At 38.9% G+C, this 21,925-nt stretch carries 20 protein-coding genes and 1 riboswitch; of the genes, 3 read left to right on the forward strand and 17 right to left on the reverse strand.

Going from position 1 to position 21,925, the window contains the following annotated elements:
• Nucleotides 1-390: 390 nt before the first annotated feature.
• The 16 genes from ABDZ84_RS16180 to ABDZ84_RS16255 form a co-directional block, all read right to left on the reverse strand.
• Nucleotides 391-1,281 carry a M15 family metallopeptidase gene (locus ABDZ84_RS16180; RefSeq protein ID WP_205389614.1) on the reverse strand — a complete coding sequence of 297 codons (891 nt, stop codon included), beginning with the start codon at nt 1,279-1,281 and terminating at the stop codon, nt 391-393.
• A 106-nt stretch (nt 1,282-1,387) separates the two neighbouring features.
• Complete coding sequence (locus ABDZ84_RS16185; RefSeq protein ID WP_121604631.1) at nt 1,388-2,485, reverse strand: sensor histidine kinase; 1,098 nt, start codon at nt 2,483-2,485, stop codon at nt 1,388-1,390.
• The gene (locus ABDZ84_RS16190; RefSeq protein WP_343782236.1) at nt 2,478-3,173 is read right to left on the reverse strand and encodes a response regulator transcription factor; all 696 of its coding nucleotides are present in this window, start codon (nt 3,171-3,173) and stop codon (nt 2,478-2,480) included. The genes ABDZ84_RS16185 and ABDZ84_RS16190 overlap by 8 nt, the downstream gene beginning before the upstream one ends.
• Before the next feature lie 702 nt (nt 3,174-3,875).
• On the reverse strand, nt 3,876-5,135 hold the full coding sequence (purD, locus tag ABDZ84_RS16195; RefSeq protein ID WP_205389612.1) for a phosphoribosylamine--glycine ligase: 1,260 nt from the start codon (nt 5,133-5,135) through the stop codon (nt 3,876-3,878).
• A 17-nt stretch (nt 5,136-5,152) separates the two neighbouring features.
• Nucleotides 5,153-6,685, reverse strand: coding sequence for a bifunctional phosphoribosylaminoimidazolecarboxamide formyltransferase/IMP cyclohydrolase (purH, locus tag ABDZ84_RS16200; RefSeq protein WP_343782238.1), 1,533 nt, complete (start codon nt 6,683-6,685; stop codon nt 5,153-5,155).
• 2 nt (nt 6,686-6,687) lie between these two features.
• On the reverse strand, nt 6,688-7,257 hold the full coding sequence (gene purN / locus ABDZ84_RS16205) for a phosphoribosylglycinamide formyltransferase (protein ID WP_343782240.1): 570 nt from the start codon (nt 7,255-7,257) through the stop codon (nt 6,688-6,690).
• On the reverse strand, nt 7,254-8,270 hold the full coding sequence (gene purM, locus ABDZ84_RS16210; RefSeq protein ID WP_166530071.1) for a phosphoribosylformylglycinamidine cyclo-ligase: 1,017 nt from the start codon (nt 8,268-8,270) through the stop codon (nt 7,254-7,256). The genes purN and purM overlap by 4 nt, the downstream gene beginning before the upstream one ends.
• Nucleotides 8,271-8,296: 26 nt before the next feature.
• A complete protein-coding gene (gene purF / locus ABDZ84_RS16215) occupies nt 8,297-9,706 on the reverse strand; it encodes an amidophosphoribosyltransferase (RefSeq protein WP_121604626.1) in 1,410 nt (469 codons plus the stop codon).
• The gene (gene purL / locus ABDZ84_RS16220; protein ID WP_343782243.1) at nt 9,682-11,910 is read right to left on the reverse strand and encodes a phosphoribosylformylglycinamidine synthase subunit PurL; all 2,229 of its coding nucleotides are present in this window, start codon (nt 11,908-11,910) and stop codon (nt 9,682-9,684) included. Before purL ends, purF begins: the two co-directional genes overlap by 25 nt.
• Nucleotides 11,894-12,577, reverse strand: a complete 684-nt coding sequence (gene purQ, locus ABDZ84_RS16225; protein WP_343782245.1) for a phosphoribosylformylglycinamidine synthase subunit PurQ — start codon at nt 12,575-12,577, stop codon at nt 11,894-11,896. Before purQ ends, purL begins: the two co-directional genes overlap by 17 nt.
• Entirely contained in the window at nt 12,574-12,825 is a 252-nt protein-coding gene (gene purS / locus ABDZ84_RS16230; RefSeq protein WP_026682851.1) for a phosphoribosylformylglycinamidine synthase subunit PurS, read from the reverse strand. The genes purQ and purS overlap by 4 nt, the downstream gene beginning before the upstream one ends.
• The gene (gene purC, locus ABDZ84_RS16235) at nt 12,822-13,535 is read right to left on the reverse strand and encodes a phosphoribosylaminoimidazolesuccinocarboxamide synthase (protein WP_343782248.1); all 714 of its coding nucleotides are present in this window, start codon (nt 13,533-13,535) and stop codon (nt 12,822-12,824) included. Before purC ends, purS begins: the two co-directional genes overlap by 4 nt.
• 12 nt (nt 13,536-13,547) lie before the next feature.
• A complete protein-coding gene (purB, locus tag ABDZ84_RS16240; RefSeq protein ID WP_121604624.1) occupies nt 13,548-14,843 on the reverse strand; it encodes an adenylosuccinate lyase in 1,296 nt (431 codons plus the stop codon).
• A complete protein-coding gene (gene purK / locus ABDZ84_RS16245) occupies nt 14,840-15,973 on the reverse strand; it encodes a 5-(carboxyamino)imidazole ribonucleotide synthase (RefSeq protein WP_166530073.1) in 1,134 nt (377 codons plus the stop codon). The genes purB and purK overlap by 4 nt, the downstream gene beginning before the upstream one ends.
• Nucleotides 15,960-16,445 carry a 5-(carboxyamino)imidazole ribonucleotide mutase gene (gene purE / locus ABDZ84_RS16250; protein ID WP_034679712.1) on the reverse strand — a complete coding sequence of 162 codons (486 nt, stop codon included), beginning with the start codon at nt 16,443-16,445 and terminating at the stop codon, nt 15,960-15,962. Before purE ends, purK begins: the two co-directional genes overlap by 14 nt.
• A gap of 664 nt (nt 16,446-17,109) precedes the next feature.
• Nucleotides 17,110-17,210: riboswitch (purine riboswitch) on the reverse strand.
• 259 nt (nt 17,211-17,469) lie between these two features.
• Nucleotides 17,470-18,096 (reverse strand): DUF2179 domain-containing protein, encoded by a 627-nt coding sequence (locus ABDZ84_RS16255; RefSeq protein WP_026682856.1) that lies wholly within the window; start codon nt 18,094-18,096, stop codon nt 17,470-17,472.
• A gap of 203 nt (nt 18,097-18,299) precedes the next feature.
• On the opposite strand from ABDZ84_RS16255, the gene ABDZ84_RS16260 reads away from it, so the two are divergent.
• Complete coding sequence (locus ABDZ84_RS16260) at nt 18,300-18,734, forward strand: Hsp20/alpha crystallin family protein (RefSeq protein ID WP_026682857.1); 435 nt, start codon at nt 18,300-18,302, stop codon at nt 18,732-18,734.
• Between the two features lie 96 nt (nt 18,735-18,830).
• Here ABDZ84_RS16260 and ABDZ84_RS16265 read toward each other — a convergent pair whose 3' ends face one another.
• Entirely contained in the window at nt 18,831-19,538 is a 708-nt protein-coding gene (locus tag ABDZ84_RS16265; RefSeq protein ID WP_343782252.1) for an MOSC domain-containing protein, read from the reverse strand.
• 91 nt (nt 19,539-19,629) lie between these two features.
• On the opposite strand from ABDZ84_RS16265, the gene msrA reads away from it, so the two are divergent.
• Both msrA and ABDZ84_RS16275 read left to right on the forward strand, forming a co-directional pair.
• Nucleotides 19,630-20,157: a peptide-methionine (S)-S-oxide reductase MsrA gene (gene msrA, locus ABDZ84_RS16270; RefSeq protein ID WP_026682859.1), complete on the forward strand. Its 528-nt coding sequence runs from the start codon at nt 19,630-19,632 to the stop codon at nt 20,155-20,157.
• Nucleotides 20,158-20,232: 75 nt separating this feature from the next.
• Nucleotides 20,233-21,408, forward strand: coding sequence for an MFS transporter (locus ABDZ84_RS16275; protein ID WP_026682860.1), 1,176 nt, complete (start codon nt 20,233-20,235; stop codon nt 21,406-21,408).
• Nucleotides 21,409-21,925 lie beyond the last annotated feature (517 nt).

Consider the following 21,925-nt stretch of genomic DNA (forward strand, 5'->3'; position numbering starts at 1 on the left):
CTTAGCTAAACCCTGTTCGGCAGGGAAGCATAAGTGAACTCATGACTTACAAACCTCTAGCTTACTTGAATAAAGTGGGAGGCTTACTGCGGATAAAAAAGATCTAAGCCGATATTTTCCTTTATTTTACCATATTTTTTGCTTTCTCACTGTAATGTTTTTGTAAACTAAAGTGAAATTTTTGTGAAGACAGGAATGGCACTTTTCAAGTGTTACTAACTCTAGGTAACGATCACAGTAAACAGTAATAGATAAATTTTCAGTAGGGATTCTTCATTAATAGTTATATGTGGGATATAATTCGAGTTTAACTGATTCTTTCAGGACATTAAAAAGACTAAACCAACACTAGATTTAGCCATTGTATCAAATTTATCTCTATCCATTCTGCTATACTTGAGTACCGCTATCCATATTCTGCCTTGTTGTCACAATTACTCCATCCATATTATTACCTGAGATAGTATATTCACTATCGGTTGGTACCAATATTTTTGGATGGTCTTCTGAAACAGGAAAGAAACAAATAAGGAATTTCTCCCCTTGGTATGTGGTTGCTATTTGCTTTTCTTTCTTTAAATAAGTTAAATACTCTTCCAATACGAGATTCTTTTCATACATAATTGCACTATGAGGCAGACCAACATAACGTAAATGCCATGGCTCATATTCAATACCTGTAATATGCACTTTAGCTTTAGGATAGCGAAGTACAAAACCAAATTTCCAAGCGTTTTTTTGTATCCAAGCTCCCTCCGCTGCATATTTAATACTTTCCTTTGTAGATCCAACATCTAGAGCCAATCCTAAATTATGCTCACTATAACCAGGTGGTAAAGCATAATCTTTTCCCTTTTCCTCGTATAACACTTTTTGTTCCTCTTGGTCTCTAAAAGCACTACTTAATAAAAAGTTATGCACATTATCCTTTTGGGCAGCTTCAACCATGTCCGAGAATTTTCTAGCTACTTTTTCGGATAAACGTAGATCTTGATGGAGCAATCCATAATTTGCGATTAATTCTCGATGGTTAATTAATTGGATCATATCTTTTTTAATATATCGTTCCTTTACAGGAAATTCATCATTAACTAATAATAATTCACCCTGATACATTTCTTCCTTATTTATTTCTTTTTCTTGTAAATCAAATTGTTCCAAATTGATATTTTCCTTTGGAACCATATTTGGTTTATCTTCATTTAATACGGATACAGGGGTAATATATACTATGCCTATTACAATAGATAAAAACAACAATATGAAAAACCACTTCTTCATGTAGAACTTCCCCTCCTTGATTTCTTCTCTCTATACACATCTTAGGAAAATATCTTTAATAAAAAAGTGGGTAAAATCTTAAATATTTCTTAACTAATTCTGTTTCTTACTCATCATCACTGCTAGTAAGACGAACTTCAAATACGGTTTGCTTCAAATTACTCTTTGCAGTGATTGTGCCGTTATGTTGCTCTATTATATTCTTTGCTATAAATAAGCCCAGTCCGCTTTTATTTTTTTGCATCGTTCGTGATTTATCTCCTGTATAAAACATATCAAATATATGTGGTAAATCTTCATCTGCTATGATACTTCCATAATTAATAACTTGGATAATAGCTTCCTGATTTTCTTGAAAAGCACGAATATCAATAAATTCCCCATCGGACCCATACCGATTGGCATTTGTTAGTAAATTTTCAAATACACGAGCTAGTAAATCACCATCCCCTAAAGTCATCAAATTAGATTGGATATCCTGTCGTAAATGTAGAGAACTTTTTTCAAAAATTGGATACATTTCTTCTGCTAATTGATAAAGTAAAGCAGATATATTAATTTTTGTTTTTTCAATAGAATACATATGGTCATTCATTTTTGTTATCTCAAATAATTCATCTAACAGTCTCTCTAAGCGTTGCGATTTATTAAATGCAATTTTTAAGAAATGCATCTTTTCTTCTTCACCAAGTGTTTTATCCTTTAAGATAATTTCTATATATCCTAAAACAGAGGTGAGCGGTGTTCGTAGATCATGTGCTAAATTCACAATTAAATGATCCTTACTACTTTCTAAGAACTCCCCCTTTTCAATTGCTTCTTTCAGTCTAGCACTAGTCCGATTAATATCGTTTGCTATATCATTAAATTCATCTTTAGACGATAGCTTGACTTGGTAATCAAAATCACCTTGAGCTAATTGCCGAATACCTTTTGAGATTTTATTGAAATACGTTGTATATGGCTTCATTAACATATAGAAAAACAAAAAGGAAAACACAATGAATATGAAAAGAAAGACATATACATCACCAATCGTTCGAATAAATTCACGAATAGCATGCCCAGTGCTACCATAATCAACTGTAGAATAATACTGCTTCGCAAGCATGATAATGAGATATGTTAAAAGACCTGATAATAAACTACTTAAAGCAAACATACCAATTATTTTTGCGCGAAAACTTCTCAACCATTTAACCATCAAATGTGTAGCCAACCCCCCATACCGTTTTTATAAACTTATTCTTTCTTTTATCTTCTTTTAACTTTTTTCGTAATGTTCTTATATGAACCATCACTGTATTCGCACCATCATAATAGGTATCTCCCCAAACGATTTGCATAATCTTGTCAACACTATAAACCTTTCTCGGATGCTTTGCTAATAAATATAGAATCTCAAATTCTTTACGGGTTAATTCAACTTTTTCATTTAATAGATAAACTACATGCTCTTCCTTAGAAATAGTTAGTTCACCAAACTCCATATTGGCTGTTGACATTAATTTGGCTTCATTTAATTTTTTGTATCTTCTTAACTGTGCTTGAACGCGTGCCATAAGCTCCATTGGGGAGAATGGTTTAATCATATAGTCGTCACCACCAATAACAAGCCCCTGCACTTTATCGAATTCAGAGGTCTTGGCACTCAAAAAAATAATAGGCATATTATGTTTCTCTCTTATCTGCCTTGTTACTTCATACCCATCCATTTCTGGCATCATAATATCTAGAATCACTAAATCGATAGATTGCTGATCAATCACTTTCATAGCTTCTTTTCCGTTATAAACTTTATGGACTTTATATCCTTCCTTCTCTAAATGAATAGCTAATAAATCAGCTATCTCTTTTTCGTCGTCTGCAACGACAATTGAGGCATCGTTCATGTCAGATTCACCACTTTCCTTCTAGCATTACCCTTAAACCAATTTATCTTTCTTTATATTTTACACGTGCTATCATAAAACACAATTACTATTAATTTGCTTCAGATTGCTCGTTGTTCCACCTTTTTATAATCACTAAATATTTCATGGTAAGTCATATATAAAAGCATCCTTGCATGCCCTTCCAAGATAAAAGGGGATTCAAGAGCAAAAGTGCAAGCGCCCGATTAGAAGCGTAGCGACTGGATCGAGTCAACGGAGATAAAGGAATCTCGATGTGGTTCGGAGCCATAATGGCTTCGATTAGGGCGATTCGTGAAGTCGCCTTGTTTCTGGGCGCTGGACGGTGGGTCCACACGTCCAGATTTATCCAGATGGGCAAATTTTATAATTTCCTTAATTTCCCGGACTATAAAAAAACAGCTACCATCCTATAAGGAGAGTAGCTGGTTTTCCTAATATTATCATCTGTCATATAAAATGAAACTTCAATCCGTTTGGGGGTTGTTTATCCCCCAATTTAGTACCACGGATATGACCTAAAGGCCTTTAAACCTATCGGACATTTACTGGCAGACAATCCCACACTTTACCCATATTGGTTTCCTCTATTGTTTGATCTAACAATTGAGTAGCTGTTTAACAAACAATATTTCTATCCACTAGCTGAATACTCTCCAAAAATATAGGGAAGTACCGTTTTTATGCTTGCTTCATTTCAATTTTTGCAATATCGGTTCGATAAAAGAATCCACCATCCTTCTTTACGCTAGCAAATGCGGTATATGCATTTCTCGCTGCTTCTTCTATCGAGGCTGCAGTTGATCCAGCCAACAGCACACGCCCTCCATCCGAGACAAACACGCCGTCTGCTTGTTTTGTCCCTGCATGAGCGATAAAAGCACGTTCTGTATGCAGCGTAGGTAATTCAACCCCTTTTTGGTAAGCACCTGGATATCCTTCAGAGGCTAAAACAACTCCAACGCAAGCTTTGTTATCCCATTGAAGCTCTGGGTTTCTACCTGCTAGGACATCGAGAACTACTTGAACAAGATCATTTTTTAATAATGGTAGTACAACCTGTGTTTCCGGATCACCAAACCGGGTATTAAACTCAATTACTTTAGGTCCATCTTCTGTATTCATTAAACCCGCATAAAGAATTCCCGTAAAGGCTCTACCTTCTTCTATTAAACCGTCCACTGTTTTCTGTAAAATATGCGTATATGAAAAATCAATATCTGCTTGAGTGAGGTCTGGTACTGGTGAAAAAGCCCCCATCCCCCCTGTATTTGGGCCGTGATCCTGATCATATGCCCGCTTATGATCTCTTGCAGGTACCATTGGATATACCTGATTTTCATGGACAAACGCCATTAGGGAAAATTCTTCCCCTTGAAGAAACTCCTCTATCACAATGGTAGATCCCGCCTCATCAAAGGTTTTTTCTACAAGCATCTCTTCTACAGCAGTAAACGCTTGCTCCTTTGTTTCGGCAACAATAACGCCTTTCCCTGCAGCCAAGCCGTCTGCCTTTATAACAATTGGCGCTCCCTTTTCTGCGATATAGGCTTTTGCTTGTTCAACAGATGTAAAGGACTGATAGGCAGCAGTTGGTATGTCGTATGCTTGCATAAATTGTTTTGCAAATTGCTTACTTCCCTCTAATAATGCCGCTTCTTTCGTCGGTGCAAAAATAGCTAAACCAGCTTCATTAAATTTGTTAGCAATTCCCGCATTCAATGGATTTTCTGGTCCAATGATTGTTAAATCAATCGCTTCCTCTTTTGCAAATGCTAGAAGTCCATCTATATCTAACTCATCAATTGGTATACACGTTGCTTGCTCAGCAATCCCACCGTTTCCAGGGGCTGCATAAATCGCGGAAACACGTTCACTTTCAGCCACTTTCATAATGATGCTATGTTCACGTCCACCTCGACCAACTACTAAAATCTTCATGAAATATCCCCTTCCATTTAATGTTTAAAATGGCGCATCCCTGTATATACCATTGCAATACCGTACTCATTACACACATCAATGGAGTCCTGATCACGCTTAGAACCACCAGGTTGAATAATTGCAGTTATTCCAGCTTTTGCTGCAGCCTCCACCGTATCCGGCATTGGAAAGAATGCATCTGAAGCCATCACTGCACCTTGCGCATGTTCAGCAGCCTGTTCGATAGCAATGCTGGCTGCACCAATTCGATTCATTTGACCAGCTCCAACTCCCACTGTTCGTTTTTCCTTCGCTAAAACAATCGCATTCGATTTCACATGCTTAACAGCCTTCCAAGCAAATAATAAGTCTGCCAGCTCCTTCTCTGTCGGTTCACGAGTAGTAGCAATCGTTAGTTCATCCGGATTAATACGACCGTTATCCTTCGTTTGGATAAGCATGCCACCGTTTACAGATGTAAATGTATGACCTACTTCCTCCGCTGGCTCCACATGGAGTTTTAGCAATCGGATATTTTTTTTCACGGTTAATAAAGCAAGTGCTTCCTCTGTATATCCTGGAGTAATTACAATTTCTAAGAAAATTTTGCTTAGCTTTTCTGCTGTAAGTTGATCGATGACTTGGTTACATGCCACGATTCCTCCAAAAATGGAGATTGGATCTGCGTCGTATGCACGTTGAAAGGCAGTATCAATCGTATGAGCTACTCCTATTCCACAGGGGTTCATATGTTTTACAGCTACTGCCGCTGGTTCCGTATATTCTGCAAGTATTTCTAATGCGGCATTCGCATCTTGAATATTATTATAAGATAATTCCTTGCCATGAAGCTGTTCTGCGGTTGCTAAACTTCCCTTAACAGGAATCGATCGTTTATAAAATGCAGCGGATTGATGTGGATTTTCCCCATAACGAAGCGTCTGAGCCTTTTCATACGTAATCGTATAGGTTTCTGGAAAATCCTCACCTGTTTCTTCTGTAAAATAACGCGCAATAAGTGCATCATAATTTGCTGTATGTCGGAAAACCTTTGCAGCCAATTGTTGCCTTTGGTCAACCGTCAACGTATCCTGTTTAATGGCCTGTAATACTTGATTATAATCACTTGGATCAACAACTACCGCCACATCCTTATAATTTTTAGCAGCGGATCTTAGCATGGTAGGACCACCGATATCGATATTTTCAATGATCTCTTCCTTGGTTACGCCTTGTTTTTCTAATGTTTGTTTAAATGGATACAGATTAACAATGACGTAATCTATTGGAGAAATCTCGTTTTTTTCCAGCTGGTTTTGATGCTCTTCATTATCTCGTTTTGCCAGTAATCCTCCATGGATAAACGGATGCAATGTTTTAACACGTCCATTTAATATTTCAGGGAAGCCAGTAATCTGCTCTACAGCAATTGTTGGCACGCCTGCCTCTTGTAAAGCTTGAAGTGTCCCACCTGTAGAAACGGTTTCTACTCCAGCTTCATGAAGTCCTTTAGCAAATTCAATAATGCCTTCTTTATTCGATACACTGATTAATGCACGTTTTTTCATAATTACCCCTCATTCTGTAAAAGTTGATTAATGACCTGTGGATATAATTGATGTTCCACCTGATGAATACGTTCTTCTAACTCCTCTAATGTAGCTGCAGCATCGATATATACTTCCTGCTGTTGAATCATTGGTCCTGTATCAATGCCTTCATCAACAAAATGAACCGTTACCCCTGTTTTTGTTACGCCAGCTTCAAACGCTTGCTTGATAGCATCCTTACCTGGAAATGCCGGCAATAACGATGGATGTATATTAACGATTTTGCCACGATAAGCAGTGAGCAGCTCAGAACCAACAATTCGCATATAGCCAGCTAGAAATACCCAACTAACAGAAGCCGCCTTTAGCCTATCCGTAATTTCTTGCTCATATGCCTGCTTCGAAGAATAGGATTTTGGGTCAAAAATGAATGTCGCAACTCCATTCGTCTTTGCCTTCTGTATGACTGGAGCATCATGCTTATCGCAAACGAGAAGTACAATGTCACAGGCTAAGCTTTTTGTCTCCATTAATGCTTGAAAATTACTACCTGTACCTGATGCAAATACAGCTACTTTAATACGGCTCATGAACAAAAATGCACTCCTTCTTCCGGAATAACTTTTCCAATCACTGTTGGTAGTTCTCCTTGTATTTCCAATAAACGGAGCACATCACGGACATTCTCTGCTGCAACAACAATAGCCATACCTATTCCCATATTAAATATCCCGTACATGTCTTCTTCGTTGATCTTCCCTTGCGCTTGTAAAAATGGGAAGATTTCTGGCGGCTCCCAAGTGTTACGGTCTATCTCTGCACCTAAACCAGTCGGTAGCATACGTGGGAGGTTTTCATAGAAACCACCGCCCGTTATATGAGAAATCCCCTTTATCTTTCCAGAATCTAGCACGTTTTTCATTGATGTAGCATAAATCCTCGTTGGTGTCAGTAATGATTCTCCTAGGGAGCAACTCAACCCGTAGGTGTTATGAAAATCAAGATCGGCTACAAGCTTACGGACTAATGAGTAGCCATTCGAATGAATGCCGCTAGAGGGAAGACCTATGATGACATCATCTGCTTGAATTGCTTCTCCAGTTACGAGCTTAGACTTTTCAGCAATACCAACAGCAAATCCCGCCAAGTCATACTCACCATCTTGATACATCCCAGGCATTTCAGCAGTCTCACCGCCAATTAAGGAAGCATTCGCCTGAACACAGCCTTCGGCAATCCCCGATACTATTTGTTCCATCTGAACTGGTTCGTTTTTGCCACAAGCAATATAGTCAAGAAAAAATAACGGCTTTGCACCCTGAGCAATAATATCATTTACACACATAGCGACAAGATCTATTCCTACAGAATCATGCTTATTTAATTCAAATGCTAGCTTTAGCTTTGTTCCAACACCATCTGTACCTGATACTAAAACTGGCTCCTCGTAAGCAAAAGAAGTAAGGTCAAACAAACCCCCAAACGAACCAATACCACCAAGTACCTCGGGGCGAGTCGTACGTTGAATATGTTTTTTCATTCTTTCTACGGCTTCATAGCCCTTTTCTACATCTACCCCTGCATCTTTATATACTTCTGACATGAACGCCACTTCCTCTATGGTTTAAGTTAACAACTGGTATAGGCAATTTCTTTTTCCCCTTCTTCTTTAACTGGATATTTTCCTGTCATACATGCGGTACAAATTCCTTGATGGATCGTTTTATCCTTAAGAACTGCTTTTTCTAATCCCGCTTCTGATAAATAAGCAACACTATCTGCGCCGATTATATTGCTAATTTCAGGAACAGAATGATTGGCTGCAATTAGCTCAGCTCTCGTCGACATATCAATACCGTAATAGCAAGGGTTTTGAATCGACGGGGAAGCGATTCGTACATGAACCTCTTTAGCACCAGCTTGTTTCAACATTTGCACAATTCGTTTACTAGTGGTCCCCCTAACTATCGAATCATCAATCATAATTACCCGCTTTCCTTCAATAATGCTGCGAACCGGAGAAAGCTTCATTTTTACCCCTTGCTCTCTCAGTTCCTGTGATGGTTGAATAAATGTTCTACCAACATAGCGATTCTTAATAATCCCCATTTCATAGGGCAGCCCGCTCTCCTCTGCATAACCAATTGCGGCAGAAATACTAGAGTCCGGCACACCTACGACAATATCTGCTTCTACCGGCGACTCTTTAGCCAGTTCCATTCCCATGTTTTTACGAGAAGCATGGACATTGACATGATTAACATCACTATCTGGTCTGGAAAGATAAACATACTCCATTGCACACATCTTACGTTGCTGACGCATAGCAAATCTTATAGATGATAACCCATCATTGCTAATTGTTATTAATTCGCCAGGTAACACTTCCCGCTCAAATGTAGCCCCTATTTGCCCAAATGCACAGGTTTCAGAAGCAACAACATAGGCATCACCTAATCTTCCGATAGATAACGGGCGAATACCTGTCGGATCTAAAGCTACAAACATTTTGTCTTCCTTTAAAATAATATAGGCATATGCACCAACTACTTGATTAAGTGCTTTCGAGATTGTTTCCTCGGTTATTTTATTGCCGCTTCGTTTAATTAAATGAGCAAGAACCTCGGAATCCGAAGAGGTTTGCAAAATACTTCCCTCTGCCTCCAGCTCTCCTCGTAACTTATAGGCATTCATGATATTCCCATTATGTGCTAACGCCATACTTTCTGTTTGTGAACGAAATAATAGGGGCTGCACATTTTCAAGGACTTTTCCACCTTGCGTGGAATAACGAACATGTCCTACTGCTACGCTTCCAGATAAAGCGGAAAAATCAGCATGTTTAAATACATCGTTTACGAGCCCCATCTCTTTATGAGCCTTAAGGTTCTTGCCATCACTTACTACTACGCCAGCACCTTCCTGACCACGATGCTGCATCGAATGCAAACCATAATAGGTAAGCTCTGCTGCTTTTTCATGACCCCAAATTCCGAATACACCACATTCCTCATTTATGCCTTTGATTTCAGCAAGCATGGAATAGCTCCCTTCCATAAATCTCGTAATTGATGAATTTCCTCTTCTATAACGTTCTTTTCATTCACAGAAATAGATAATGTTTGCTTATCTGTTACCGTACCGATGGCTCGTGCATCCTCAACCAAGTCTAGAAATCTTGCTTTATTTTCTTCCTTGACCGTCACGATAAAGCGTGACTGTGTTTCACTAAATAATGCAACGGTGGCATCCCCTGTCAACTCAATATCAGCACCTAAAAAGGTATTATTAAATAGACTTTCAGCTAAACCGACAGCTAAACCACCTTCTGTCAAATCGTGTGCGGATACAATGACCCCTTCTTGAATTGCTGTTAATAATTGCTCCTGTCTTCTTGCCTCCACCTGTAAGTCAATGGCTGGAGCTTTTCCTTCATATGTTCCTTTAACAAGCTGTTGAAGTTCACTACCTCCGAAGGCAATATCCGTTTCGCCAATCATATAAATCGTGTTCCCAGGTGACTGGAAATGACTTGGCGTAATATCCTCTAAAGATTCGTGTAAGCCGACCATACCGACAACCGGCGTTGGAAAAACAGCCTTTCCTTTGGACTGATTATATAGCGATACATTTCCACTAATTACTGGGGTATTCAAGATACGACAAGCCTCGCTCATACCTTCCACACTCTTCTCCATTTGCCAGAATACTTCCGGGTTTGTTGGGTTGCCAAAATTCAACCCATCTGTAAGACCTAAGGGTTTGGCACCAGAACAAACAATATTTCGAGCAGCTTCTGCTACTGCAATCTTCCCACCCACTTCTGGGTCTAAATAAATATAACGGGAATTACAGTCTGTCGTCATCGCCAATGCTTTTTTTGTTCCTTTGATCCGAATAACAGCAGCATCTGATCCTGGAGTGACAACCGTATTTGTTTGAACCATGGAATCATACTGGTCATATACCCATTCTTTTGATGCAATTGTTGGCTGCTGTAATAGTTTTCTCAGCACTTCTGCATGGTTTTCTATCGATGGTATCGCATTTTCCATTTGTTGAAATGCTTGATAGTAGCTAGCTTCTTTTGCTGGTAAATGGTAGACCGGGGCTTCCTCTGCAAGCGCATCCACTGGAATGTCTGCCATCACTTCTCCGTGCTGCTTAATACGAAATATTTTTTCCTCTATTACCTTTCCAACAGCCACTGCCTGCAATCCGTATTTTTGGAATACTTCGATAATTTCCTGTTCACGTCCCTGTTTAACCACTAGTAGCATACGCTCCTGTGATTCAGATAGCATTAACTCATATGCTGACATATGCTGTTCTCGCTGCGGAACTAAATCCAAGTTCATTTCTAATCCTGTTCCAGCCTTACTTGCCATTTCACTCGCAGAAGAAGTTAAACCAGCTGCGCCCATGTCCTGCATTCCAATAAGTGCTTCTGAATGAATGACTTCTAAGCAAGCTTCTATTAATAATTTTTCCATAAATGGATCCCCAACTTGTACCGCAGGACGATCCTTTGCTGCATCTTCTCCTAAATCGTCTGAAGCAAAAGTGGCACCGTGAATACCATCTCGACCTGTTGGAGCGCCGGCGTACAATACTGTATTACCAATCCCTTTTGCTATTCCCTTTTGGATATCATCATGATTAATTAATCCTACACACATTGCATTAACGAGCGGATTGTCCTCATAGCTTGTATCAAATTGAACTTCTCCACCAACCGTTGGAACACCGACACAATTCCCATACCCAGCGATGCCATTCACTACTTCGGAGAATAAATACTTTACGCGTTCCGAAGTCAGATTCCCAAAACGTAATGAATTTAATAAAGCAATTGGACGTGCTCCCATGGAAAAAACATCACGAATAATTCCACCGACACCTGTCGCAGCTCCTTGATATGGTTCAACTGCAGAAGGGTGATTATGGCTTTCGATCTTAAACACGACTGCCTGATTATCACCAATATCGATGATTCCAGCCCCCTCACCCGGTCCTTGTAATACATGCGGTGATTTTGTCGGGAACTTTTTTAGTAATGGCTTCGATGTTTTATAGCTACAGTGCTCTGACCACATTACTGAAAATATGCCCGTTTCTGTAAAATTTGGGCGTCGACCTAAAATGGTTTTAACCAATTGGAACTCTTCATCACTTAATCCCATTTCTTTATACAGTTTGTCGCTTTCAATCACTTCTGGACTAATTTCATGCGTTTGCAACATAGGATTCCCTCCAATTCAGCACCATTGATTTGAATAAACGTAAGCCGTCATCACTACCCAATAATGCTTCTACAGCTCGTTCCGGATGTGGCATCATTCCTAATACATTACCTTCTTGGTTACTAATCCCAGCAATATCGGCGACGGAACCATTTGGATTATCTTGATAGGTAAATACAATTTGACCATTCGCCTTCATTGCTTGTAATGTAGCGTCATCACAAAAGTAATTTCCTTCTCCATGCGCAATCGGAAAGCGCACTACTTCCCCTGACGTATATTCTGTAGTGAATAGCGTCCGATTGTTAACAACCTGTAGCTCCTCCTGATGGCACATAAAGGAAAGTTTTTTGTTACGAAGTAATGCTCCTGGTAATAACCCAGCTTCTGTTAATATTTGAAATCCATTACAGACTCCTAATACAGGTTTTCCTTTTGCAGCATGCTCTTTGATTTGCTTCATTACATTGGAAGTAGAAGCTACAGCTCCTGAGCGTAAATAATCGCCATACGAAAAACCACCAGGAAGTAGAATAGCATCATAGTTTGTTAGATCACTATTTTCATACCAAACGAGATCTGCCTCTTCTTGAAGTACATCTTTAACGGCATGATACATATCATGATCACAGTTAGAACCCGGAAACATAATTACAGCGAAATTCACGACTGAACAGCCCCCTCCACTTCAAATCGGTAGTCTTCAATAACTGGATTAGCTAGCAACTTTTCGCACATTTCTGTAACGCGTGCCTCGATATCTGCTTCATCTTGAACCTGTAATTCAATTACTTTACCAACACGAGCTTCTTCTATTTCTTGATATCCTAGTGCATGTAATGATTCCTGTATAGCCTTTCCTTGAGGATCTAATACCCCTGACTTTAATGTAATATGGACCTTTACGTTTTTCATTGTTTATCCTCCAGTCGTCGTAAAATCTCTTCATAGACCTCCATTAAATCGCCTGTTCCTTGGCGAAAAACATCCTTATCAAGCTTTTCCTGCGTTGTAATATCCCATAGGCGACATGTATCTGGAGAAATCTCATCAGCTAGGACGATACAGCCACTCGCTAATCTTCCAAACTCAACTTTAAAATCCACTAATGTAATATGAATATCACGAAATATCTTTCTTAGTTCCTCATTAATTTTCAATACCTTCTCTTTTATTTCTTGCAGCTCTGTCCGTGTTACATCTGATAAAATAAAGGCATGCTCATCATTGATTAATGGATCATTTAATTCGTCGTTCTTATAAAACAATTCAACAAGAGGTCGAGCAAATGTCGTTTTTTCCTCTATCCCTAGTCGTTTCGTAATGCTGCCTGCAGCAACATTACGAACAACTACTTCTAATGGGATAATTTCTGTTTGATGAACCAACTGTTCTGTCTCCGTTAATCGTTCAATAAAATGCGTCTCCACACCCTTATCATGAAGTAAAGAAAATATTCGTGAGGAAATTTCATTATTTAGTCTTCCCTTACCAGAAAAACTCGATTTTTTTTCACCATTAAACGCTGTAGCATCATTCTTGTAGGCTAAAACTAACTTGCCAGTTCTATCTTTTGCTTGATAAACCTTCTTCGCCTTACCTTCATATAACAATGCTTCCTTCATATAAATTCCACCTCACGCTAAGCCGATTCGGTCAAAGATAACATCGACATTTTTTAAATGGTACGTATAGTCAAAGCAATCATCAATTTCTGCTTGTGATAATGCGTCCGTAATTTGTTCATCTGCCTCTACTAACTGTTTAAAGTGAGTCGCTGTTTCCCAAGCTTGCATCGCCTTCGGCTGTACTATATCATAAGCAGTTTCGCGCGCCATTCCTTTGTCAATTAGAGCTAGGAGAACCCGTTGAGAGAAAATAACGCCATAGGTTTTATCGATGTTTCGTTTCATATTTTCAGGGAACACCGTTAGATTCTTAACGATGTTTGCAAAACGATTAAGCATATAGTTTAACGCAATTGTTGCATCTGGTAGAATGACACGTTCTGCTGAAGAATGAGAAATATCTCGCTCATGCCATAATGATACATTTTCATAGGCTGTCATCATGTAGCCACGTACGACTCTTGCCATTCCTGTCATATTCTCTGACCCGATTGGATTACGTTTATGCGGCATAGCCGATGATCCCTTTTGCCCTTTCGCGAAGAATTCTTCTACTTCTCGTGTTTCTGTTTTTTGCAATCCACGAATTTCGGTTGCGAATTTCTCTACCGATGTCGCGATAAGCGCAAGTGCAGATAAATAAGCTGCATGACGGTCACGTTGCAATGTTTGAGTAGAAACGGGTGCTGGCGTAATTCCTAACTTCTCACAAACATATCGCTCCACAAATGGATCAATATTTGCATATGTTCCTACTGCTCCTGATAGCTTTCCAAATTCAATATTGTGAGCGGCTGCTTCGAAACGTTCTAAATTACGTTTCATTTCTTCGTACCAAAGCGCAAGCTTCAAACCAAATGTTGTTGGTTCTGCATGTACGCCATGGGTTCTTCCCATCATCACCGTATGCTTATGTTCCATAGCCTTATTTTTCAAGATCTCAATAAACCGATGCAAGTCCTTCCGAATAATTTCATTGGCCTGTTTTACGATATACGAAAGTGCTGTATCAACAACATCCGTTGATGTCAGTCCATAATGCACCCATTTTCTTTCCTCACCCAGCGTTTCCGATACAGCACGTGTAAAAGCGACAACATCGTGTCTTGTATCCTTTTCAATTTCATAAATTCGATGGATATCAAAGGATGCATTGTCCCGTAGCTTTTTCACATCTTCTTTAGGAATAACACCTAGCTCACTCCATGCCTCACATGCTAGGATTTCAACTTCAAGCCATGCTTTAAATTTATTTTCCTCTGTCCAAATCGATCCCATTTCTTCCCTTGTATAACGCTCAATCATTGTTTGGCCTCCTCAAATGTCTGAATATGTTTGTTTACTTTATCCATTGTAGCCCCAATAAATGTAATATGTCCCATTTTTCGTTTCGTTTTAGCTTCCGCTTTTCCATATAAATGAACAAAACCAGAGGTATTTTTTGCCATCGCTTGTAAAACAGATTCCAAGTCTTCACCTAATACATTGATCATGACCGCTGGCTCTAGTAAATTTACTTCCATTAAAGGAAGGCCACATATGGCACGAATATGCTGTGTAAATTGTGAAACATTACAAGCCTCAATCGTATAATGCCCAGAATTATGAGGACGAGGAGCCATTTCATTTAGATAGATACGATCTCCTTTCACAAACAGTTCCACCGCAAAGGTACCTACTATCTTCATATGTTCAGCAAGCTTCTCTACTGCCCGAAAAGCTTCTTTTTCCAGTAGTTCATTAATGCTCGCTGGAACCATTGTTTTGAATAATACATGGTCTTTATGTTCATTCTCAGCAACTGGGAAAAATGTAATTTCGCCAGATTGTGCACGTGTAAAGATAACCGATACTTCTTTATCAAAGGTAATCCATTCTTCTACGATGCAATGGGAATGATCCTGGGCAAATTGAACGGCTGTAGCTATGTCTGAACGAGCATCTATTTTAAGTTGGCCTTTTCCGTCATAACCACCACGACACGTCTTGATTACAGCGGGTAATGGAAAATCTCTTAGTATTTCTTCACATTCAGCTCCACTGTTTACAATAGCAAATTCGGGAACAGGTAAATCAGCTGCCTTTATTAGCTTTTTCTCTTTCTCCCGATTTTGAGTAATTTCGAGAGCAAACGCACCCTGTGGCAGCTTTCCTTCTTTCTCTATGTAAGCTGCAGCTTGTAAATCAACATTTTCAAATTCATATGTGACCACATCGCTAAGAGCTGTCAATTGTTGGATAGCATTCATATCCTCATATGGTGCAATAATTTGATGGTCTGCGACCTGTGCAGCCGGACAGTCTACGGTAGGATCTAATACATTCACACGATAACCCATATACTTTGCTGCAATTGCCATCATACGTCCTAGCTGACCTCCACCAATAATCCCAATTGTTTGTCCGGGTAACACAATGCTGTTATTTTTTCGCAAGGTCTTCCCTCATTTCTCCAACGTTATCCTTCATTTGGTCACGGTACGTTTCTAACTTCGCTGCAACGTATGCATCGAATGTACCTAAGATTTGTGCTGCCAGAATCCCGGCATTTTTTGCTCCTGCCTTCCCAATCGCTACAGTTGCAGTAGGCACTCCGCCTGGCATTTGTACGATCGAAAGAAGTGAATCCAATCCGTTCAACGCTTTACTTTGAACAGGAACACCAATTACAGGAAGTGTCGTCTGAGCTGCCACCATTCCAGGTAAATGGGCTGCTCCTCCTGCGCCGGCAATAATAACTTTTAGTCCACGTTCTCTGGCTGATTTTGCATATGCAAACATTTCATCAGGTGTACGATGTGCAGAAATAATATCTTTGCTATACGGAATTTGTAGTTCATCTAGAATAGCACAAGCATGCTTCATTGTTTCCCAATCCGATATACTGCCCATGATTACGCCAACCATTACTGTGAAATCCCCCTCGTTTATCAAATTATCTCCTAGTTTAAGTTTACCCTTTGCTAATTAATAAGAAAAATTGAGCAAAATTCGCTCAGTCCTTATCACTACATGCTCAGATTTACGCTTCCTCTAGTAGCTATTATGGAATAATAGCTACTGCTTGCTTGACCACCACTCCGGCTGCCCACTTCCCTTTCCGTGGGATTTGTCCTTCAGCTAACTTTGCAACGTGTTCTTCTTTGCAAAGTTAGTTGAGGCCGTGCCCGCGGAAAGCGAAGCAATTAGTCGGAGCATTGCCAATATACATCAAACATTTCAAAATAACTACTTGGCTTAACGCAGTCATTACACTGATTTTATACTTTCTTAACTTAGAACAAAAGCGCAAGCGCCCAATTAGAAACAAAGCGACTGAAGCGAGTCAACGGTGATAAAGGAACAGGTGAGCTCGCGAGCCGATGACAGCTTATCCGTAGGACGATTCGTAAAGTCGCCTCGTTTCTGGAAGTTGGAGCTGGACGCGACTCAACACACCAAGATTTACCCACAGGCTCAACTTTTATAACTTCCTTGACTACGAAAAAAGTCTATTCATCTTCATCTCAAGCCAATGAGAGAAGAAGAATAGACCTGTAATTTCAACCATTCAAACAGATCATTGCTTACACAACGATTCAACTTCCCTCATAGTCCAGTCATTTACGGTGCTGGGTAGAAACTTCTGAGCCTTATTCTCAGGTATATATGAGGAACCGATATTGATTTGTCGGTTTAAGAATAACAAGGAAAAACGGAAATGTCAACAAAATAACGAACGATTATTAAATAATTTAAATTAATGTTCGGTTTTTAGTATATTCCCTAAAACAATACGATTCATTTATACTCAAACATGGACATGTGAGCTTAGTTATTGAGGTTTTACTTCTGTCATCAACTATTCTATGCGACTTATTAATAGACGATCCAACCCAAAAGGAAAAATGCTATGTGTGCGCCACGATACATCATACGTTATTCTTAAGATCTACTCTTTCCTCATTGATTCTGTTGGTTTGGATGTTTCCGTAGCTTGCTTCGTAGTACCATTGCTACTCTCTGCTTTTTTCTTCGGATTCATAAGTCTACCTTTACGCACCTGTTTCACCCAGAATCCACCATAGATTTGCTTTGGTTCATATGCAATGATAAAAGCTTTCGGATCTATTTGTTTAATGGTTTCATACAATCTTAATTCATATTTTCTTGGTGTTAAGATTTGCATTGATAATCTGTCTCCATCCATACCATAAGCATACCAGCTTGTTACCCCATAGCCTTTATCTCTTAATTGCTTCGTAAATTGAATATCTGGATCGGAGGATATCACATTGACTGTAATATATCCAAGTGCTAGTTTTTCTTCAATTCTTGACCCGCAGACTACACCAATCCCAAAACCAATGGCATAGGCTAACAGATTTTGAATTTCGTTTAAATTATCTAAAACAAGACCCAAGCCAAATACATAAATAACCACTTCAAACATGCTTACAAATGCAGCAATATACCTTCTGCCTTTTAACGTTAGAATCATTCGTATTGTGGAAAGCGATACATACACAATATTGATAACTAATATAATTCCAACCATTACGAGTGCATTGCTAATCAAATAAAACCCTCCTAAACCTATATCCTAAGCATACCTTATTTTCTTATCATATGACATTCTATATCATTCATGTTTGTTTCACTCATTTATATTATTCCGCATAGGCTAATGTAAGAACATGGGCGCTGCGTCTGAATAGTAATTTGGGACGTAGCTAGACATTTCATTACACATACTTTTTAAACATGAAGCGAGGTGAAGTAATGGATCCTTTTCAACAAATGACGGATTGGAAAAAGAACATGGATCACTTTTTTGGCGAAAACTTTTGGAATGAATTTGAAGGTATTATAAAACCTACTATTCCACAAATTAACCTTTATCAAACGGATCATGAATTATTTTGTGTTGCTAACATCCCAGGGCTAGTTGACTTAGATAAGCTTGATGTTTATGTTGATTATTCCACATTGGAGCTTCGAGGAACAATTGATATTGATAATTCCTTTGGTATTAAAATAAAAGAGGAAATACTGCAGGGCGTTTTCGAAAGAAGAATCTCTCTTCCTTTTCCAGTTCGTTCAGATAAAATAAAAGCAACGTATAAAAACGGTCTCGTATTCATCCAACTACATCGGCTTATTTCCGAGACAAGTAGGAAAAACAGAGTAAATGTCCATGTGCTGGAAGATAATTAGATCACATAATGAAAGATTACCTCTACTAATTTAGCATGAAAATGCCACACTTTTATCATTAAAGTCACCGATAAAAGTGTGGCATTTCAACATAAATTACTGATTCGGACCAAATACTCGTTTATCAACGGAAGAAGGTATTCCCCTTAATCGCTTATATAATGTTTTCTTCCAATTTTCCGCAAGTAAATCACATTGAGCAAGATCATCCGCAGCTCGTAGATCTTCTTTATATACATGCATAATTTCATTACAAGCTGCAATAGACCATTGTGGATATGGTCGTTCTATTAATTCCATATCACTACCAGCCTGGATAAAGCCCTCTTGCAATACTCGAAAGTACCAGCCTGTTCGCCCACTATGTTGAATTCGCAAGGCAAAATCTTTAACTTGAAAGCGACGCGCCGGCTTCCAGCAAGGTTGACGTGGCTGTGATACTTGCAGAATAACATCTCCTACTTTATATGTATCGCCAATAAATACGGAAAATTCATCCATTTCCAATACCGAAAAATTCTCTCCCATCGCACCTGCTTCGATTGTATTTATTTGTAAATCCTCTTGCCAAAATTGGTAATGTTTAATTGGATAAGCAAAAACAGCTTTTTCAGGTCCTCCATGATTTTTCTTATCAGCGACTTCATCTCCTGCTAATCCCGTCTTTCCTAACCAAATCTTCTGATCGATGGGTTCCTTCAACATACCGCTCTGCCAAGATCGTTCCGCCCAATTACTAGCATCAGCGGTACCAAGCTCCCTTACTTTTCCAGTAAAAAGTTTATGAATATATGGTTCTTCCATTCTATCACCCACTTGTTAAATATGGTATAGTAACTTTATTCTACTTAAAATACGTCCACTTGGGAATAGAAATGATGAAAGAGGGATATAGATGTCAAACAAACAACAGGCGACTTTTGCAGGAGGATGCTTCTGGTGTATGGTAAAGCCATTCGATCAATGGAAAGGTGTTGACCAAGTAATTTCCGGTTATACAGGTGGTCATCTTCCTAATCCTACATACGAAGATGTAAAGGCAGGAGATTCCGGTCATTATGAAGCAGTACAAATAACGTTTGACCCATCTATTATTAGCTATCAAACCATTTTAGATGTATACTGGCAGCAAATTGACCCCACTGATGATGGAGGACAATTTCATGATCGTGGAGATTCCTATCGTACAGCTATCTTTTATCATAATGAAGAACAAAAGAAGGCTGCGGAGGCGTCGAAACAAAAGCTATCTAAAAGTGGGAAATTTAATAAACCGATTGTAACCAAATTACTTCCTGCATCTAGCTTTTACGCAGCGGAAGATTACCATCAAGATTATTACCGGAAAAATGAGACTGCATATAAGGAAGACCGTTTAAAATCAGGAAGAGATGAATTTATAGAGCATGTTTGGAGAAAGTAATTGTTTTATTCCCCAACAAATTCGTCCACGTTGTAAATGATTCATTATGCTTTATTCAAGTCAGGAGAGAGATCGTTGTCTAATTCACATTCGTTAACACCATTAAAAATGTTATTGTTTGCCTTTCATGCGACAAATACAATTATTTTGAGTTACTTACCTTTATATCTAAAATACAAGGGATTAAACGGTACTGAAATTGGTTATGTATTAGCTGTTGGACCACTAGCATCTATCTTTGCTCAGCCATTTTGGGGATATATGAGTGATAAACACAAAACCGTTAAACGAATTATCCAGATTTGCATTATTGGCCTGCTCGTTACCAGTATTCTATTCTTTCAAATGGATACGTTACTAGCCATTCTATTAATGGGTGCAATCTTTTATTTTTTCGTTACACCAATTGGTGCGCTCGGCGATAGCTTAGCCCAGCGCAGAGCAGATGAACTCGGAGTGTCCTTTGGTACGATCCGCTGGTGGGGCTCAGTTGGTTTTGCTACTTCTTCTCTTATTATTGGAGAAATTCTCACTAGAGTTGGAATTCAATACATGATTATTCCTTATTTATTTTTTGGAATGGTTGCATTAATCGTTACGTTTAAACTAACTGATGTAAAGGTTGAATCTGATCCAATCCAACTAAAGGATGTTAGCGAAATAGTCAAAAGTAAGCCTTTTGTTATCTTCCTTCTATTTATTATGTTTTTGAGCATTACACACCGTGCCAATGATAGCTTCATTGGGTTATATATAGAACAGCTAGGCGGTAGTGAAGGATTAGTTGGTGTAGCATGGTTTGTTGGAGTAGTGACAGAAGCCATTGTCTTCGCAACTGCTGGCTTCTGGTTCCGAAAGTATCATCCACTTGTATTTGTTATCATTGCAGGAATCTTATATAGCATTCGTTGGTTTATTTACGGTGCTGCTGACAGTCCGATCCAGATTATCAGCCTACAATTTTTGCATGGATTAACGTTCGGTACCTTTTACTTAGCATCCTTTAATTATATCTCTAGGCTCATACCAAAATTATTACAATCTACAGGTCACCTTGTCTTTTTTGCAACTTTCTTTGGGTTATCAGGAATTATCGGTTCACTACTTGGGGGTGCCATCATCGATTCTTCAGGCGGTGGAACATTATATTTCGGAATGGGCTGTCTAGCATTAATAGGTACTATTCTCATTACGCTTTATCATATCATGCCATTTGGAAAAGAAGCCTATGTTCATCAACAAGATCGTTAGCATTACACAATGCTACGTTTACATGAACTGTGCTGAAAATCAAAAAAGAAGCTTTGGAGAAATGATACGCTCCCCTTTAGACAGTATAAAAAATATAATCTGTCTTAAGAGGAGCTTTTCTATGCAAAAAAACACATAGTTTTACGTTCATACAGAAAGTACTAACAGCTTATGAGAATCGGATCGCCCATTTTTCCAACAGGAATCATTCTCCATCTTTCATCACAAAGACTGAGACTGGGACAAAACACAACTTCTTTACTCAACATACGAATAATCATGTTATCAATAGGAGTAATATCGCCGCACCGTGAAACTATACGCACTTTCCGCGGGCACACCTCAGCTAACTTGGTAAAGAAAAACACGTTACCAAGTGGATCTTCGGACACGTGCTGTTCCCGCCGGAATCTCGCTTATTTCAGGTGCTAAACGAATGATTTCGACCAAAAAACGAACGATAAGGTGGTTACCCCCAAAAGTTAGAGTTTATACTATGCAGCTGATTGGCTGGATT

The organism is Virgibacillus salarius, from assembly GCF_039521925.1.
GTDB lineage: Bacteria > Bacillota > Bacilli > Bacillales > Amphibacillaceae > Virgibacillus > Virgibacillus salarius.

Bases quoted from the DNA above. Each gene is read 5' to 3' on its own strand.
- ABDZ84_RS16180 (WP_205389614.1), bottom strand. From the start codon at position 1,281: ATGAAGAAGTGGTTTTTCATATTGTTGTTTTTATCTATTGTAATAGGC.
- purC (WP_343782248.1), bottom strand. From the start codon at position 13,535: ATGAAGGAAGCATTGTTATATGAAGGTAAGGCGAAGAAGGTTTATCAA.
- purN (WP_343782240.1), bottom strand. From the start codon at position 7,257: ATGAGCCGTATTAAAGTAGCTGTATTTGCATCAGGTACAGGTAGTAAT.
- ABDZ84_RS16265 (WP_343782252.1), bottom strand. From the start codon at position 19,538: ATGGAAGAACCATATATTCATAAACTTTTTACTGGAAAAGTAAGGGAG.
- purD (WP_205389612.1), bottom strand. From the start codon at position 5,135: ATGAAGATTTTAGTAGTTGGTCGAGGTGGACGTGAACATAGCATCATT.
- ABDZ84_RS16190 (WP_343782236.1), bottom strand. From the start codon at position 3,173: ATGAACGATGCCTCAATTGTCGTTGCAGACGACGAAAAAGAGATAGCT.
- purF (WP_121604626.1), bottom strand. From the start codon at position 9,706: ATGCTTGCTGAAATCAAAGGCATAAATGAGGAATGTGGTGTATTCGGA.
- purB (WP_121604624.1), bottom strand. From the start codon at position 14,843: ATGATTGAGCGTTATACAAGGGAAGAAATGGGATCGATTTGGACAGAG.
- ABDZ84_RS16185 (WP_121604631.1), bottom strand. From the start codon at position 2,485: ATGGTTAAATGGTTGAGAAGTTTTCGCGCAAAAATAATTGGTATGTTT.
- msrA (WP_026682859.1), top strand. From the start codon at position 19,630: ATGTCAAACAAACAACAGGCGACTTTTGCAGGAGGATGCTTCTGGTGT.
- purE (WP_034679712.1), bottom strand. From the start codon at position 16,445: ATGGTTGGCGTAATCATGGGCAGTATATCGGATTGGGAAACAATGAAG.
- purH (WP_343782238.1), bottom strand. From the start codon at position 6,685: ATGAAAAAACGTGCATTAATCAGTGTATCGAATAAAGAAGGCATTATT.
- purM (WP_166530071.1), bottom strand. From the start codon at position 8,270: ATGTCAGAAGTATATAAAGATGCAGGGGTAGATGTAGAAAAGGGCTAT.
- purL (WP_343782243.1), bottom strand. From the start codon at position 11,910: ATGTTGCAAACGCATGAAATTAGTCCAGAAGTGATTGAAAGCGACAAA.
- purS (WP_026682851.1), bottom strand. From the start codon at position 12,825: ATGAAAAACGTAAAGGTCCATATTACATTAAAGTCAGGGGTATTAGAT.
- ABDZ84_RS16260 (WP_026682857.1), top strand. From the start codon at position 18,300: ATGGATCCTTTTCAACAAATGACGGATTGGAAAAAGAACATGGATCAC.